Genomic DNA, 15,325 nt, shown 5'->3' on the forward strand with positions numbered 1-15,325 from the left:
GCGCGACCGACCGGCTGCACACCTACGTCAACCGCGTGGACGAGGGGCACGCGGTGCTGGACGCCGTGCGCGCCGCCCGCGCGGTCGACGGGGCCTCCGTCACCGCCGCCTCCCGGGTGGGACTGTTCGGCTACAGCCAGGGCGGCGGAGCGACCGCCGCCGCGGCCGAACTCCAGGCGTCCTACGCCCCCGACGTCACCCTCTCCGGCACCTACGCGGGCGCGCCGCCCGCCGACCTGACCTCCGTCACCAAGGCCATCGACGGCAGCGAACTGGCCGGCGCGCTGGGCTGGTCGCTCAACGGCTTCCTCCAGTCCGACCCTTCGCTGAAACCCATCGCGGAGGCACATCTCAACGCCGCCGGAAAGGCCGCCCTCGCCGACCTGTCGACCATGTGCGTCGGGGACGCGCTCCTCGGCTACGGCTACTCCAAGAGCACCAAGTGGACGACCGACGGCCGGTCCATCAGCGACATCATCGCCGGCACGCCCGCGCTCCAGGCCTTCCTGGACAGCCAGCGCATCGGCACCCTCAAGCCGTCCGGACCGGTCCGCCTGGCAACAGGCGTCAGCGACAACCTCGTTCCGCACGCCCAGGCACGGCAGCTCGCCGTCGACTGGTGCGGCAAGGGAGGCGACGTCACCTACAAGCCCGTCATCCTGCCCAATGTCGGAAGCGCGCTCCTGAACCACTTCGCGCCGCTGCTCACCGACCAGGGCGACGCCATCGGCTGGCTGACCGACCGGCTCGCGGGCAAGGCGGCCACCTCCAACTGCTGGAGCATGCCCCTCCAGCCCTGACCGGGCCACGGGAAGGGGGGCTGCCGGAAGCGGTACCTCCGGCAGCCCCCTTCAGGCGCGGGAGGGCATCTGCGCAGAAGCGACACACAGACTGCACACTGCCTGGCCAAAGGCTCGCTACCGTTCTGGCCGTTCGATCCCACGTGCGAACGAGACCAGGCCACGGCTCATGAGGCCGCTGGCGCAGTCGAGTCAGGAAGACCGCGGATGGACTACTGCTCCTCGTGCCGTCGGCACCTCAACGGCGCCCTGGTGTGCCCCGGATGCGGCGCCTACGCCCCGGACATCGCGCCCCGCGCCGCCGCGCCTTCCGCGCCTTCCGGTACGGCGGCCGCCTGGCAGTCCCCGGTCGGCCACGCCTGGCACGACACCGAAGCGTCCGACGCGTACGCCGAAGAGGTCACCGAGGATCCGTACGACGGCCGCCCGGACGCCGCCCAGCCCGGGCCGCCCGGCCGGGCGGCCCGGCGGCGTCAGCGGGCCCGCTGGAAGAAGAACCAGCGCCGGGCCGTGGTGGCCACCGCGGTCGCCCTGGTCGGCGGCGGTCTGACCGTCGCCTCGCTGGACCGGCACTCCACGGACCGGACGCAGGCGGCCACGGCCCCGGACAACACGACCATGGGGGTCGCGGACGAGGAGGCCACCGTGCCCACCCCGTCGGCGTCGGCTCCGACCGGCCGACACCGGGCCCCGGACTCCACACCCTCAGCCGGCTCGGTCGCGGCGAACGCCCCGCGGGAGCAGACCGCCGGCACCCCCCGGGCCACACCGACGGCCCAGCGGATCACGGTCACCGCGCCACGGCCCACGGCGACGTCCGCCGCCCAGCCGCAGTCCGCCGGCACCACCGCGCAGTCGCAGCCGACGGCGAGCCCCACACCCACCGCCTCCGCCTCCACACCCGCATCGACGGCGACGGCGACGGCGAGCCCCGCACCGACCGCGACCTCGCCGTCGCAACTGTGCCTGCTCGTCATCTGCCTCGGCTGACCGCCCGGGCCGGTACCGGCCGGGAGGCTCTGCCGAGGCCGGTACCGGAGGGGCGGGGCTCTGCCGGGTTCAGGTGATCCCGAGCTCCGCAGAGTTTCTCGGGCAGGACCGTCGACTCCGTGGGGTCGTTCACATGGCATCTCTGTCGATGGTCCCGCGGATCTCCGCTGCCCGTGGGGAGCCGAGCGCCGTGTAGAGCTCCAGGGCCCTGCGCAGATGGCCGGCGGCCCGGTCCGGTTCCTCGCCCGCCCGCAGTACGGCGGCCGCTCCGACGTGGGCGCGGGCCTGCTCCTCCTGTTCCCCGATCTCGCGGGCCACCTCGAGCGCCTCCGCGTGCGCGTCGAGTGCCTCGGCGGCCCGGCCGAGCCCGTGCAGGGCCTCACCGAGGCCGTTGAGGGCGCCGGCCTCGCCGTACCGCTCGCCGGTCCGGCGGAACAGTTCCAGTGCCTCGCGCTGGTGTCCGGCCGCCTCCTCGTGCCGCCCGAGACCGCTGAGGGCGTTGCCCAGGTTGGACAGGGCATGCCCGGTTCCGGCGGCGTGCGCCAGCCGCCGGAACAGCGCCAGGGCTCGCTCGAAGTGGCCTGCCGCCGCCGCGTGGTCGCCCAGCCGTGCCACCAGGATGCCGAGGTTGCCGAGGGCGCTGGCCTCGCCGAAGGGGTGGTGTACGGCCCGGTACAACTCCAGGGCCCGCTCGTAGCGTTCGATCGACGCCTCGAACTCCTCCAGCAACTCCAGCACGATGCCCAGGTTGTTGAGGACGTCCGCCTCGCCGAGCGCGTCGCCGACCGAGCGGAAGAGGGCGACCGCCCGCTCGTGCTGTTCGGCGGCCTCCCGGTAGTTGCCGCGCAGTTCGAGCAGGACCCCCACGTTCGTCAGGTGCCGGGCCTCGCCCGCCGGGTAGCCGATACGGCCGCACAGCGCGAGGGCGGTGTCATGGAACCGCCGTGCGCTGTCGTAGTCCCCGAGCCGCCGGTGGACGGCACCGAGGCAGGCGAGAACGTCGGCCTCGCCACGGGCGTCCCCCACCGACCGCGCCGCGCGCAGCGCGTAGGTGTGGACGGTCAGGGCGTCCGTGTAGTGCCCCGAGCGCTCGTAGTGGCGGTGCAGCGTGGTGGCGATGCGCACGGTGTGCCCGGACGGGCCGGGCTCGTCGGTGCGCGAGCACAGCGCCACCAGCGTGGGCTGCGCGGCGGCGAGCCAGCTGCGGGCCTCCTCGGTGGTGCGCAACGGCGGCAGCCCGGCGCCGGGCCGCTCGACGGCGGGACGCAGATGGCGTTCGGCCGGGTAGAGGACGTCCATGGCCGCCGCCGACGCGGCCAGGCAGTGGTCGAGAAGCCGGGTGAGGGCGGCCGCGCGTCCGGCCGCCGGGTCGTGCCGGGCGGCCAGCTCCGCCGCGTACACCCGCAGCAGGTCGTGCATGCCGTACCGGCCGGCCCCGGTGCGGTTGAGCAGGTGCGCGCCGGCCAGTACGTCGAGCGCCCGCCGTACGGCGTCCACGGACTCGCCGGCCAGTGCGGCGGAGAAGTGGACGTCCGTGTCGGGTCCGGGGTGCAGGCCCAGGAGCCGGAAGAGCCGGGCCGGCAGCTCGGCCAGCCGGGCGTAGGACCAGGAGAAGACCGCGCGTACCGCGGCCCGGGGATCGTCGCCGGAGTCCAGCAGGTCCAACCGCCGCTGATGGTCGTGGAGTTCGGCCACCAGGCGGGCGAGCGGCTCGTCCGGCCGGGACAGCACCAGCTCCGCCGCGACGCGCAGGGCCAGCGGCAGCCGCGCGCACTGCTCCGCCAGATCGGCGGCGGCGGAGCGCTCCGCGTCGAGCCGCTCACCGACCAACGCCCGCAGCAGGTCCAGGGAGTCGGCGTGGGAGAGCGCGTCGAGCACCACGCGGTGCGCCCCGTGCACCGAGACCAGACCGCCCAGCGAGTCCCGGCTGGTGATCAGCACCCGGCAGTCCGGGCTGCCCGGCAGCAGCTGCCTGACCTGCACGGCGGACGCGGCGTTGTCCAGGACCACCAGCAGCCGCCGTCCGTCGAGAGCCGTCCGGTAGCGCGCCGCCCGGTCCTCCAGCCGCAGCGGGATCTCCTGCCGGGGAACCCCGAGAGCGGTGAGGAAGCCGGTCAGCGCCTGGCCCGCGGACACCGGCTTCTGCGGGTCGTAGCCCCTGAGGTCGACGTACAGCTGGCCGTCGGGGAAGGCGTCCCGCGAGCGGTGCGCCCAGTGCACCGCGAGTGCGGTCTTGCCGACGCCGGCGGTGCCGGAGACGGCGGACACGACCGCCGCGGTGGCCCCCTCCGTGCCGTGCGCGGGGAGCAGGGCCCGGGTCAGGTCGGCGAGTTGTTCGCCACGGCCGGTGAAGGGCCGTATGTCCATGGGGAGTTGTGCCGGGACGGGGGCGGCGGCAGGCAGCCGCGGCGCCGGTCGCTGCCGTAAGGCGGCTCCGCTCGACAACTCCTCGTACGCCGCTCGCAGTTCGGGACCCGGTGGTACGTCCAGCTCGTCGGCCAGGTGCTGTCGGATCCCGGTGTAGACGTGCAGCGCGTCGGCGGTCGAGCCGAGGGCCGCGTGCGAGCGCATCAGGAGTGCGGCGAGCTGCTCGGACAGGGGGTGGTCGGCCAGCAGGGACCGCAGCAGCTCGGGCACCTTCTCCGGGCCGCCCTGCCGCAGACAGGCCCGTGCCCAGACGAGGGCGGCCTCGATCCGCTCCTGGCTCCATGCGGTGCGCATCCGTTCGGCCCAGGCTCCGGGCAGGCCCGGCAGCGGAGCGCCCCGCCACAGCCGTAGCGCCTCTTCGAGGAGGGCGGTGCGCTCCGCGTCGGAGCACAGCGGCTCACGTCCGCGCGCGACGAGGGAGCGGAATCGTGCCAGGTCGACGGTGCCGTCGTCGGCCTCCAGCACATACCCGCCGGAGACCTTGCCCAGTCGGATCGACGCCTGCGCCGCTCCCCCGCCGCGCTCCTCGGCCGCGGCGTCGTCGAGGAGCCGGCGCAAGCGGCTGATGTGGGAGTAGACGACGGAGCGTGCGCCGTCCGGCGGTTCGCCGTCCCAGAGACGGTCGACCAGCGTCTCCACGGCGACGGGCCGGCCGGTGTCGGCCGCCAGCGCGGCGAGGACCGCCCGTCTGCGCGGCTGTCCCAGGTCCAACCCGGCTCCTGCGACACGCAGTTCCAGTGGACCGAGCAGAAGCAGCTTCAACAGCCCTCCGTCACAAGGTTTTCGCAAGACCGATCCTAGATCCTCACATCGATGGTCGTCAGGCGCACGGCGGGACCAACTTCCGTGTCCGTCGACGTCGTTGGAGAGGAGGCAGCCGGTGAAGGCGCACGCCTGGGCGGCACCGTCGACGACCCCGGTCCGCGAGCCCGGCCGCTGCCTCGCCGCGGGTGTGCGACGGGCGGGGCGCACGGGGGTCGCGCCGCCCGCGCACAGGCCTCCACGGGGGTGACCGGCCCCCGTGGAGGCGCACACCCGCGCATCCCACGGCCCGCTCGACGGTCCGGGAGCCGCGGTCAGAAGGCTCCCGTCCGAGAGAGCGGCACGCTCTCGGCCGTGACCGGGTCAGCCGGCCGAACGGCCGCCGAGTGACTGCAGTGCCGCGGTCACCGTCGCGCGCAGCGAACCGGCGTCGGCACCCGCGCGGGAGCGCAGGTTGACGCCGTAGGCGAGCAGGGCGAGCAGGTCGGCCGCCGTGGCCGGATCGGTGCCGGACGCCAGCCGGCCTTCGGCTCCGGCGACGACGAGCACCGCGTGCAGGGCCTCCCGCAGTTCCTCGTGGTGCTGGTCGAGGAAGGCGCGTACGTCGGGGTCGCCGTTCTCCGCGCCGGCCTGCGCGTTGGAGACCATGCAACCCCAGCGCGCGTACTCGCCGGAGCAGCGGACCCCGATCAGCGCGTCGAAGAACTCCGCGACGGCGGGCAGTCCCCGGCCGTCCTCGGCGAGCCCGCGGAACGCCGGCCGGGACCACTGCTCCCGGTAGCGGTGCAGCGCGGCGAGGTAGAGCTCCTGCTTGCCGCCGAAGGTGGCATACAGGCTGGAGCGGTTGAGACCGGTCGCGGTCACGATGTCCTGGATCCCGGTCGTGGCCACGCCCTGCCGCCAGAACAGCCGTACCACCGTGTCCAGGGCCGTGTCCGGATCGAAGTGCTTGATGTCCGGCATGCGTCACCCCATCAACTTGAAACAACAGTTCCAAGATACCTGGCGCCCGGCGGGGCCGGTCGCTATCTTGAAACGTTCGTTCCAAGTAGTTTGTCTCGCGGATGGGGAGAACGCCGATGACCGACCTCACCACCGAACTGCGCGCGCTCGGCGAAGCCCGGGACCGGCACATCCCTGCCGAGATGCGCCAGGTCATGGACCGGGCGGCCAGGGAGCTCGCCGACTCCGGGCAGGCCGGGCGCGCCCGCGGCGTCGGCGACCGGGCCCCGCGCTTCACCCTGCCCTCGGCGACCGGCGCCGCGCTGGCCCTGGACGACCTGCTCGCCGAGGGTCCCGTCGTCCTCACCTTCTACCGGGGCGCCTGGTGCCCGTACTGCAACCTCGCGCTGCGCGCCCTCCAGCAGCGGCACGTCGACATCACCGCACGCGGCGCCCGACTGGTCGCCGTCTCCCCGCAGATCCCCGACGAGTCCCTCACCCTCGCCGAGAAGCACGGCCTCGCCTTCGACGTCCTCAGCGACCTCGGCTCCGACACCGCCCAGCAGTACGGCCTCGCCTTCGACCTCCCCGACGACCTCGCGGCCGTCTACGACAAGCTCGGCTTCGACCTCCAGCGCGTCAACGACGGCCACCCGCGCACGCTTCCGCTGCCGGCCACCTATGTCATCGACCGCGACGGCGTGATCCGCTGGGCCTTCGTCGACACCGACTACACGGCCCGCGCCGAGCCCGCCGACGTCATCGCGGCCCTGGACGCCCTCGGCGGAATCCGCTAGCGCGCCCCGGCCGGCGGACCACGCCCCGAGAGGCTTCTTCCGGATACCCACGAACGCATCGGCCACCCGAGTGGACGCCGGGTGAGCGGCCGCGCCGACCGGTTATCTCTCACGAGCGAAGTCCGGAAACGCCCCGACCGCACCTCCTCCATAACCTTTCAAATCATCTTGACAGGTTAGATCCAGCATGCTCGACTGAACACATAACCACATAAGCTCAATGAAGGGGTTAGAGTCATGGCCTCCGCAGTCCACCACCGCACCACCACCGTCAACGGCCTGGACGTCTTCTACCGGGAGGCCGGTGACGCCAAGGCGCCCGTCGTGGTCCTCCTGCACGGCTTCCCGACCAGCTCGCACATGTTCCGCAATCTGATCCCCGCGCTCGCCGACCGCTATCGCGTGATCGCCCCCGACCACATCGGGTTCGGCCAGTCCGCCATGCCGGGCCTGGACGCGTTCCCGTACACCTTCGACGCCCTCACCGACGTCACCGCGGGCCTGCTCGACCAGTTGGGCGTCGACCGGTTCGCGATGTACGTACAGGACTACGGCGCCCCCATCGGCTGGCGCCTCGCCCTCCGCGCCCCGGACCGCATCACGGCGATCGTCACCCAGAACGGCAACGCCTACGAGGAGGGCTTCGTCAAGCCCTTCTGGGACGGCGTCTTCGCCTACACCGAGGCACCGGGGCCGGCCACCGAAGCCCCCATGCGCGGCGCCCTGACCCTCGAGGTCACCCGCTGGCAGTACCTCAACGGGGTCGCCGACCCCAGCCTGGTCAGCCCCGACAACTGGGTCCACGACCAAGCGCTGCTGGACCGCCCCGGCAACGACGAGATCCAGCTCAAGCTGTTCCGCGACTACCCCACCAACGTGGACCTCTACCCGCAGGTCCACCAGTACTTCCGCGACTCCCGGGTCCCGCTGCTCGCGGTCTGGGGAGCCAACGACGAGATCTTCGGCCCCGACGGCGCCCGGGCGTTCGCCCAGGACCTGCCCGACGCCGAGATCCACCTCGTCGAATCCGGGCACTTCGCCCTGGAGAGCCACCTGGACACCATCACCGGCCACATCCGCGACTTCCTCGCCCGCGTCCTCGCCTGACACACACCCGCCGCCGAGTTGAAGGGGGGCCGTCGCCGGGGTGCTGCGGGTCCGGCCACGTGACCTTCACGGCCGCAAGGTCGATACTGCGGTGAACGACAACTGCGACCCCACCGCCACCTCACCCGCCCGAACCCGGCGAACCGGCTCTGACCTGCAAAGACACAGGTCAATAGCTACTCTGCTAGTGTCAGTAGGAGGCACCCATGAAGATGCTCATCAACGTCCCGGAGACCGTGGTGTCGGATGCGCTGCGGGGCATCGCGGCCGCGCATCCCGATCTGACCGTGGACGTGGAGAACCGGGTGATCGTACGGCGGGACGCCCCCGTCGCAGGACAGGTCGCACTGGTCTCGGGTGGGGGTTCGGGGCACGAGCCGTTGCACGGCGGGTTCGTCGGTCACGGGATGCTGTCCGCCGCGTGTCCCGGTGAGGTGTTCACATCTCCCGTGCCCGACCAGATGGCCCGGGCCGCCGCGGCCGTGGACAGCGGTGCCGGGGTGCTGTTCATCGTGAAGAACTACACGGGTGACGTGCTCAACTTCGACATGGCCGCCGAACTCGCCGAGGACGAGGGCATCCAGGTCGGGAAGGTGCTCGTCAACGACGACGTCGCCGTCACCGACAGCCTCTACACCGCCGGCCGCCGCGGTACCGGCGCCACCCTGTTCGTGGAGAAGATCGCGGGCGCGGCGGCCGCCGAGGGGCAGCCGCTGGAGCGGGTGGAGGCCATCGGCCGCCAGGTGAACGAGAACTCCCGCAGCTTCGGCGTCGCGCTGAGCGCCTGTACGACCCCGGCCAAGGGCACCCCGACCTTCGATCTGCCGCCGGGCGAGCTGGAGTTGGGCATCGGCATCCACGGCGAGCCGGGCCGGGAACGGCGCGCCATGATGACCTCGGGCGAGATCGCCGACTTCGCGGTCAACGCCGTCCTGGAGGACATGCCGCCGCGCAACCCGGTGCTCGTCCTGGTCAACGGCATGGGCGCGACCCCGCTGCTCGAACTGTACGGCTTCAACGCCGAGGTCCAGCGCGTGCTCGCCGAGCGCGGTGTCACGGTGGCCCGCACCCTGGTCGGCAACTACGTCACCTCCCTGGACATGGCCGGCGCCTCGGTCACCCTCTGCCAGGTCGACGAGGAGCTGCTGCGACTGTGGGACGCGCCGGTGAGGACACCGGCCCTGCGCTGGGGGATGTGAGCGACACACACAGCACCGACCCGCGTCCGTACCGCAACGCAAGGAGATCCAGTGCTCGACGCCGACTTCTTCCGCCGCTGGATGGCGGCGACCGCCGCCTCCGTCGACCGCGAGGCGGAGCGGCTCACCGCCCTCGACTCCCCCATCGGGGACGCCGACCACGGCAGCAACCTCCAGCGCGGGTTCAAGGCGGTGGTGGCCGCGCTGGAGAAGGACGCGCCGGACACTCCGGGTGCCGTGCTGACGCTCGCCGGGCGCCGGCTGATCTCCACGGTCGGCGGCGCCTCCGGACCCTTGTACGGCTCGCTGCTGCGCAGCACCGGCAAGGCCCTCGGCGAGGAGGCGGCCGAGGTCAGTGAGGCGCAGTTCGCCGAGGCGCTGCGGGCGGGGGTGGACAAGGTGATGGCGCTCGGCGGGGCCGCGCCCGGGGACAAGACGATGATCGACGCCCTGGTGCCGGCCGTCGACGCGCTCGGCGAGGGTTTCGGCGCGGCGCGGGCCGCCGCCGAGCAGGGCGCCGAGGCGACGATCCCGCTGCAGGCCCGCAAGGGCCGGGCGAGCTATCTCGGGGAGCGCAGCATCGGTCACCAGGACCCCGGCGCCACCTCGTCGGCGCTGCTCATCGCGGGACTCGAGGAGGCGGCCGGTGAGTGACGACAAGCTGGTCGGGATCGTGCTGGTGTCGCACAGCGCGGAGGTCGCCGCGGCCGTCGCGGAGCTGGCCAAGGGGCTGGCGGGCGGCGCCACGGCGGTGCCGATCGCCCCGGCGGGCGGCACCGAGGGCGGCGGGCTGGGCACCAGCGCCGAGCTGATCGCCGCCGCGGCCGCGGCCGTGGACCGCGGCGCCGGGGTCGCCGTCCTCACCGACCTGGGCAGCGCGGTGCTCACCGTGAAGGCGCTGCTCGCCGAGGGCGACGAACTCCCGGACGGCACGCGCCTGGTGGACGCCCCGTTCGTCGAGGGCGCGGTGGCCGCGGTCGTCACGGCGGCCACCGGGGCCGACCTCGGCGCGGTGGAGGCGGCGGCCGCCGAGGCGTACACCTACCGCAAGGTCTGAGCACCCGTCAGGACAGCCCGCCCGCCACGATCGCGAGGGCCGAGCGCATGGTCGCCGCGAGCTCGGACTGCGCCGTGGCGGGGTCCGTGGTCGCGTCGGCGACACGCCAGGCGTAGTGCTCGGCGGCCGCGCGCAGCGCCGCGTTGACCATGGCCGCCTGGATGGCGGGCAGCAGATCGCCGGGCGGGAGCCCGGCGCGTTCGGCGAGGGCGCGGGCGAACGCCGGTTCGGCCTCGTCGTAGGACTGGAGCCATTCCGCGCGCAGGCCCGGTTCGTCGCGGGTCAGCCGGACCAGGGCGCCCATGGTGACGCGGTCCGGACTGTGCGCCAGGCGGCTGTCCGTCGGTACGGCGTCCCCGACCGCCTCCTCCAGGGCCTGGCCGGGGCGCCAGGCGCGCAGGCTGTCGGCGATGGCCTCGATGCCGGCCGCGAACAGCGGTCGTACACAGGCCTCCTTGCTCGGGAAGTAGCGCCACACCGTGCGCGCCGAGACGCCGACCGCCTGCCCGATCTGCTCCCCCGTGGTCGCGGCCACCCCCTGGGCGACGAACAGGTCCACTGCGGCCCGGGCGATCTCCAGTCTGATCTCGGCCTTGCGCTCCTCGGTCAGGGGCGGCCGTCCGGTGCGTCCCCCTGCGGTCATCTGTCCCTCCGGTGCCGGTGACTGCTGCACCGGGATTCTCGCCGAAGTCGCGGAAAATTCCCCCATCGAATTTATGTCACTCAAAGACATTAAGTCGTATGGTGTGCCGAGCAACGGGCGCCGAGCGCCCACGAACCACCTGATGGGAGCACCACATGGCCAGCGGACTCGACGGGCGCAGCGTCATCGTCACCGGCGCGGGATCGGGGATCGGGCGTGCCGCCGCCCTGGCCTTCGCGAGGGAGGGCGCCCGGGTCGTGGTCGCCGACCTGAACGCCGAGGGCGCGGGCGTGACGGTCAAGGAGATCGAGGAGGCGGGCGGTACGGCCGTGGCCGTCACCGGCGACCTCAGTGAGCAGTCCGTGGTGGACCAGGTGGTCGCGACCGCCGTCGAGCGGTTCGGCGGGGTGGACGTCCTGGCGAACAACGCCGGGATCATGGACCGCATGTCGGCGCTGGGCGAGGTGAGCGACGCGGAGTGGGAGCGGGTGATACGCGTCAACCTCACCGCGCCGTTCCTGCTCACCCGGGCGGTGCTGCCGCACATGCTGGCGGCGGGCCGGGGTGCGATCGTCAACACCGCCTCCGAGGCCGGTCTGCGCGGCAGCGCGGCGGGCGCGGCCTACACGGCCTCGAAGCACGGCGTCGTCGGGCTGACGAAGTCCCTGGCGGTGATGTACCGCAACCAGGGCATCCGGGCCAACGCGATCGCCCCCGGCGGCACCAGGACCGGGATCCAGATCGACCTGGAGGACGGTGCGCACGGTCCGGCCGCACTCGGCCCCTACTTCGGCAACGTGGGCCAGGTCTCCGAGCCCGAGCAGCAGGCGTCGGCGATCGTCTTCCTGGCCTCGGACGCGGCCGCCAACATCAACGGCGCGATCCTGCCCGTGGACAACGGCTGGTCAGCCGTCTGACCGGGGGCACAGACGGCCGGCCCGCCTCCCACGCTGAACACGTCGGCCGGACCGGCCGAACGGCCGCCGGCGGCCGAGCAGGGGACGCCCAAAGGGTGATCACCCGGTCCGGCCCCGAACAAGCCATCCACTTCCGACGGACGACCTGTTTCCCCGGGCTCACGGATGGAAAGGGTCACGACCGGAACGGACCGCGGCCAGCACGACCGCAGACGGCTCGGGTCGCGGACGGCACGGATCGCCGCCGTCTTCTGGCCGCCGCACGGCTAACCCGCGAGGCGGGTCCGTGCGGTCGGCCGCCGGGCCCCCGCTCCGGAGAACCCGCGTGGTCGGCGGTCGGCCCGTCCGGCGTCTCCGGCCGCCGGGATCGGTCAGTCGGTCTCGGTGAAGAGTGCCGCGAGTCGCTCGCCCTCCGCCTCCGCCTCCGCGTGGTCCTCGATGGGCTTGATCTCCGAGTCCTTGAAGACGATGTACGTGACACCGGAGGGGACCCCGCCGGTGCGCGGGTCGGGGTTCACGCCGAGGCCCTGGGCGGTGGCGTAGGAGGCCTCGCCGATGATGTCGCGCGGTCCCGTGTCGCCGACGACGGCGTACTGCACCCGGCCCTTGTAGATCACGGCGGCGACCGCACCGCCCCGGATGCCGGACGCGCGGTGGTCCCAGCGGCCGCTGGGCGCGGGTACGACGATGTAGGGCAGCGTCTCCGCGTCGAGGTGCCGGCCGTCGGACTGCTGGTAGGCGGTGGCGGCGGAGAAGGCCGGGTCGGCGGCGCGGTTGCAGTGGGCGGTGGGCCGGCCGTCGCAGTCGATGTCGAGGTCGGCCTTCCAGAAGACCGCCTGCTCGGTGCCGCACACGGGAACGGTGGCGGCGGTACCGGCGTCGGTGCGGTAGCGCCCCTTCGACACCTGGGTACAGTCGCGCACCCGGGCCAGCAGATCGGTGGCGGTGATCCGGTTCCGGTCGCCGGGAGCCGTGAGCGGGACCGCGGGGGCGGGCAGCGTGGTCGGGGCGAGCAGGGCGGCACAGGCCGCGGCCAGCGTCAGCGACTGGACACGCACGATGGGAGACCCTCTCCGTGGGAAACGTGGAGTCACCCAATGTGGTGCTGGTGCGGCGGCCGGGCCAGGAAGAGAGGGCCCTTCAGGGCCGTACGGAGCAACAATCTGACACTCCGTGAGATTCCGCCAGGGGGCCGGGGGGCTGAGCCGGTGTCGGCCCAGGCCGCCCCGGCCGCCCGCGTCGGCGCGGGATCAGCGACGACAGCGTTCCGCGCCACAGGCGTGAACTCCCCTGCTCTCTCGGGAAGTTCGGCCGCAGGACCTTCAGCATACGTAACTCTCCCCCGGCGTCTCCCATACGGCCCTCTTGATGTCCGCATCCCGGGCGGCCATATTGGTCCGGACCATTGCCGTGCTGCCGTCCCCGGGGAGGCGGAACCGTGCGCCGAGCCGTCGTCGTGGTCTGCGCCCTGCTGTGCGTGACGTCCTGCGGACGGGGCGGTGCCGCCGACGGCGACAGCGGCCGGCTGCCCGGCGCCCCGACCGGGGTCACCGCGGCGGCAGGGAGCGCCACCAGCGTGCACGTCATGTGGAACGCGCTGCCGGCCGGTTCCGGGGTCCGTGCCTACGAGGTGTATCGCGGCACCACGAAAGTCGATGAAGTGCCTGGGTCGCAGCACATGGTGGAGGTCACCAGGCTGAGGCCGTCCACGGTGTATGTGTTCACCGTGCGGGCGCGGGGCGGCGACGGCAGCCTCGGCCCGCGCAGCCGCGCGGTGCGGGCGGGGACTCCGGCACTGGTCACGGCGGACCGCTCGGCGCCCACCCGTCCGGCGCACCCGCGCGGCCGGGCCGTGGGCAGCCGTGCGGTCCAGCTGTCCTGGGGCGCGTCAGCGGACGACCGGGCGGTGTTGTCGTACGACATCTACCAGGGCGATGCGCAGATCCACAGTGTGGGCGGGAACCAGACCGCGACCGTGGTGACGGGGCTGCGGCCGGGCACGCGCTATGTGTTCACCGTCCGGGCCCGGGACGCGTCGGACAACCTCTCGCCGGCGAGCGCGGCCGTTCGTCTGACCACGCCGGGCAGTGGCGACGGCCGGGGCACCGCGCCGACCGGGTTCACCGCACAGAGCCACGAGGAGGCGGGCGCGTACTACCTCGATCTGGCCTGGGATCCGCCGCGCGTGGACGGGGTGGTCACCGAGTACCGGATCCAGCTGGACGGCGGTACGACCACCTCGTTGGTATGGGGCGGCACCCCACCAAAAGGCCGCTCGACGTACAGCTTCTATGTGGGGCGAGACCATGGCGTCGTACACCATGTGCGGCTGCGGGCGCGGTTGCCGGACGGGACCTGGGGCGGGTGGTCGGCGGAGCGGGCCGTGACCACCGGATCGTGACCCGCGCCCCGGCACGGGCCGGACGCGTCACCTGACCGGGTGCCCTCCGCATGCGGGGCGGGCCGGGGCCGCTTTCCCTGAACCTGAGGCAGCACGGGAGTCTCCCGATCCTCGGCGGCGCAAGGGACGTTCCGCCAACCGTGCCGCCGGAGGGCAGCCCATGCGCACTACACGACTCCTCGTCCGCTCCGGCCTGACCCTGGCGGCCGCCGCCGCGCTCCCGACCTGGCTCGCCGGCCCGTCCGGCGCGCTCTCGGGCATCTCGGTGAGCACCATCGGCACCACGGTCTCGGTGGTCACCAGCGCCTGCACCCAGGCCAACGGCAGCTGGGGCAACGCCTCCCTGCTCAACAGCAGTCAGACCGCCTTCGCCCAGGGTCGGCAGGTGGCCCTGTCCGGCACCACGATCAGCCAGTCGGCCGCCTGGTCGGGTGTGTCGCCGGGCACCTACACGGTGGTCGTCGTCTGCTCCAACGGCGGTACGGCCGGCACCCAGTCGGTGATCGTCTCCCCCGTCGGCGCGGCCCCCGCCGTCCCGACGACCTCCTCCACCACCAGGTCGGCCGCGCCCGCCCGGGGCGTGGCGGGCGGTCTGGGCGGTGCCGCCCGCGACTACGGACCGCTGACGCTGGGCATCGGCGCCGCGCTGGTCGGCACGGGTATCGTCGCCGCGGGCTGGTATCTGCGCAAGCGTTCGAAGCCGTACCGCCTCTAGGGCCTCAGGACCTCTCGGGGAGTTCCTCGAACTCCTCCAGGGCGTGGGTGAGCCACTGCGTCCAGAAGGTCTCCAGGTCGATGCCGGCCCGTAGCACCAGGTGCCGCAGCCGGTCCTCGGGGGTGTCCTTGCCCGGCGGGAAGTCGCGGCGCTGGATCTCCTCGTACTCGGCCAGCTGCCGCCGGTGCAGTTCCAGGTGGCGGAGCAGGTCGGCGCGGAGTCCGTCCGTGCCGACGACCGCCGCCGCGCGCAGCCGCAGCAGGAGCACGTCCCGCTGCGGCTTGGGGTCCTGGGGGGCGGCGGTCCAGCGGGCCAGTTCGGCGCGGCCCGCGGGCAGGACCTCGTAGCTCTTCTTCTGCCCGCGGGCCGGCTGTTCGGCCGGCAGGGTGCGGATGTGGCCCTCGGCCTCCAGTCTGCCCAGCTCGCGATAGATCTGCTGGTGCGTGGCCGACCAGAAGTACGCGATCGACTTGTCGAACCTGCGGGTCAGCTCGAGGCCCGACGACGGTCGCTCTAGCAGGGCGGTGAGGATCGCGTGCGGGAGTGACATGGGCTCATCCTAGGGACG

Annotated in this window: 15 protein-coding genes; 10 read left to right on the forward strand and 5 right to left on the reverse strand. The window is 73.1% G+C overall.

Translation table 11 applies throughout. The features are described 5' to 3' along the window. Window positions 1-800, forward strand: an 800-nt coding sequence (locus tag AB0D85_RS31810; RefSeq protein WP_362327887.1) for a lipase family protein, incomplete at its 5' end; no start/stop codon positions are given. 207 nt (window positions 801-1,007) lie between these two features. Beyond that, entirely contained in the window at window positions 1,008-1,790 is a 783-nt protein-coding gene (locus AB0D85_RS31815; RefSeq protein WP_362327889.1) for a hypothetical protein, read from the forward strand. Between the two features lie 129 nt (window positions 1,791-1,919). Here AB0D85_RS31815 and AB0D85_RS31820 read toward each other — a convergent pair whose 3' ends face one another. Next, complete coding sequence (locus tag AB0D85_RS31820; protein WP_362327891.1) at window positions 1,920-4,979, reverse strand: tetratricopeptide repeat protein; 3,060 nt, start codon at window positions 4,977-4,979, stop codon at window positions 1,920-1,922. A 363-nt stretch (window positions 4,980-5,342) separates the two neighbouring features. Then, window positions 5,343-5,942, reverse strand: coding sequence for a TetR/AcrR family transcriptional regulator (locus AB0D85_RS31825; RefSeq protein ID WP_362327893.1), 600 nt, complete (start codon window positions 5,940-5,942; stop codon window positions 5,343-5,345). Between the two features lie 116 nt (window positions 5,943-6,058). On the opposite strand from AB0D85_RS31825, the gene AB0D85_RS31830 reads away from it, so the two are divergent. From AB0D85_RS31830 to AB0D85_RS31850, 5 genes are all read left to right on the forward strand, one after another. Beyond that, on the forward strand, window positions 6,059-6,718 hold the full coding sequence (locus AB0D85_RS31830) for a peroxiredoxin-like family protein (RefSeq protein ID WP_362327895.1): 660 nt from the start codon (window positions 6,059-6,061) through the stop codon (window positions 6,716-6,718). Window positions 6,719-6,955: 237 nt separating this feature from the next. Further along, on the forward strand, window positions 6,956-7,825 hold the full coding sequence (locus AB0D85_RS31835; RefSeq protein ID WP_362327897.1) for an alpha/beta hydrolase: 870 nt from the start codon (window positions 6,956-6,958) through the stop codon (window positions 7,823-7,825). Between the two features lie 206 nt (window positions 7,826-8,031). Continuing rightward, on the forward strand, window positions 8,032-9,024 hold the full coding sequence (dhaK, locus tag AB0D85_RS31840; protein WP_362327899.1) for a dihydroxyacetone kinase subunit DhaK: 993 nt from the start codon (window positions 8,032-8,034) through the stop codon (window positions 9,022-9,024). 51 nt (window positions 9,025-9,075) lie between these two features. After that, on the forward strand, window positions 9,076-9,678 hold the full coding sequence (dhaL, locus tag AB0D85_RS31845) for a dihydroxyacetone kinase subunit DhaL (protein WP_362327902.1): 603 nt from the start codon (window positions 9,076-9,078) through the stop codon (window positions 9,676-9,678). Next, on the forward strand, window positions 9,671-10,081 hold the full coding sequence (locus tag AB0D85_RS31850) for a PTS fructose transporter subunit IIA (protein WP_362327904.1): 411 nt from the start codon (window positions 9,671-9,673) through the stop codon (window positions 10,079-10,081). The genes dhaL and AB0D85_RS31850 overlap by 8 nt, the downstream gene beginning before the upstream one ends. 7 nt (window positions 10,082-10,088) lie before the next feature. Here AB0D85_RS31850 and AB0D85_RS31855 read toward each other — a convergent pair whose 3' ends face one another. Next, window positions 10,089-10,724 (reverse strand): TetR family transcriptional regulator, encoded by a 636-nt coding sequence (locus tag AB0D85_RS31855; RefSeq protein ID WP_362327906.1) that lies wholly within the window; start codon window positions 10,722-10,724, stop codon window positions 10,089-10,091. A gap of 155 nt (window positions 10,725-10,879) precedes the next feature. Here AB0D85_RS31855 and AB0D85_RS31860 point away from each other — a divergent pair, with 155 nt between their 5' ends. After that, entirely contained in the window at window positions 10,880-11,641 is a 762-nt protein-coding gene (locus AB0D85_RS31860) for an SDR family NAD(P)-dependent oxidoreductase (protein ID WP_362327908.1), read from the forward strand. 371 nt (window positions 11,642-12,012) lie between these two features. On the opposite strand, the gene AB0D85_RS31865 is transcribed toward AB0D85_RS31860, so the two are convergent. Further along, a complete protein-coding gene (locus AB0D85_RS31865) occupies window positions 12,013-12,699 on the reverse strand; it encodes a glycoside hydrolase family 75 protein (RefSeq protein WP_362327910.1) in 687 nt (228 codons plus the stop codon). A 380-nt stretch (window positions 12,700-13,079) separates the two neighbouring features. On the opposite strand from AB0D85_RS31865, the gene AB0D85_RS31870 reads away from it, so the two are divergent. Next, on the forward strand, window positions 13,080-14,042 hold the full coding sequence (locus AB0D85_RS31870; protein WP_362327912.1) for a fibronectin type III domain-containing protein: 963 nt from the start codon (window positions 13,080-13,082) through the stop codon (window positions 14,040-14,042). Between the two features lie 160 nt (window positions 14,043-14,202). Further along, on the forward strand, window positions 14,203-14,757 hold the full coding sequence (locus AB0D85_RS31875; protein WP_362327914.1) for a hypothetical protein: 555 nt from the start codon (window positions 14,203-14,205) through the stop codon (window positions 14,755-14,757). Window positions 14,758-14,761: 4 nt separating this feature from the next. On the opposite strand, the gene AB0D85_RS31880 is transcribed toward AB0D85_RS31875, so the two are convergent. Beyond that, a complete protein-coding gene (locus tag AB0D85_RS31880; RefSeq protein WP_362327916.1) occupies window positions 14,762-15,307 on the reverse strand; it encodes a PadR family transcriptional regulator in 546 nt (181 codons plus the stop codon). Between the last annotated feature and the right edge of the window lie 18 nt (window positions 15,308-15,325).

Source organism: Streptomyces sp. NPDC048277 (assembly GCF_040652235.1).
Lineage (GTDB): Bacteria > Actinomycetota > Actinomycetes > Streptomycetales > Streptomycetaceae > Streptomyces.

Coding starts and splice junctions, on each gene's coding strand:
- AB0D85_RS31815 (WP_362327889.1), top strand. CDS start 1,008: ATGGACTACTGCTCCTCGTGCCGTCGGCACCTCAACGGCGCCCTGGTG.
- AB0D85_RS31825 (WP_362327893.1), bottom strand. CDS start 5,942: ATGCCGGACATCAAGCACTTCGATCCGGACACGGCCCTGGACACGGTG.
- AB0D85_RS31830 (WP_362327895.1), top strand. CDS start 6,059: ATGACCGACCTCACCACCGAACTGCGCGCGCTCGGCGAAGCCCGGGAC.
- AB0D85_RS31835 (WP_362327897.1), top strand. CDS start 6,956: ATGGCCTCCGCAGTCCACCACCGCACCACCACCGTCAACGGCCTGGAC.
- dhaK (WP_362327899.1), top strand. CDS start 8,032: ATGAAGATGCTCATCAACGTCCCGGAGACCGTGGTGTCGGATGCGCTG.
- AB0D85_RS31855 (WP_362327906.1), bottom strand. CDS start 10,724: ATGACCGCAGGGGGACGCACCGGACGGCCGCCCCTGACCGAGGAGCGC.
- AB0D85_RS31860 (WP_362327908.1), top strand. CDS start 10,880: ATGGCCAGCGGACTCGACGGGCGCAGCGTCATCGTCACCGGCGCGGGA.
- AB0D85_RS31875 (WP_362327914.1), top strand. CDS start 14,203: ATGCGCACTACACGACTCCTCGTCCGCTCCGGCCTGACCCTGGCGGCC.
- AB0D85_RS31880 (WP_362327916.1), bottom strand. CDS start 15,307: ATGTCACTCCCGCACGCGATCCTCACCGCCCTGCTAGAGCGACCGTCG.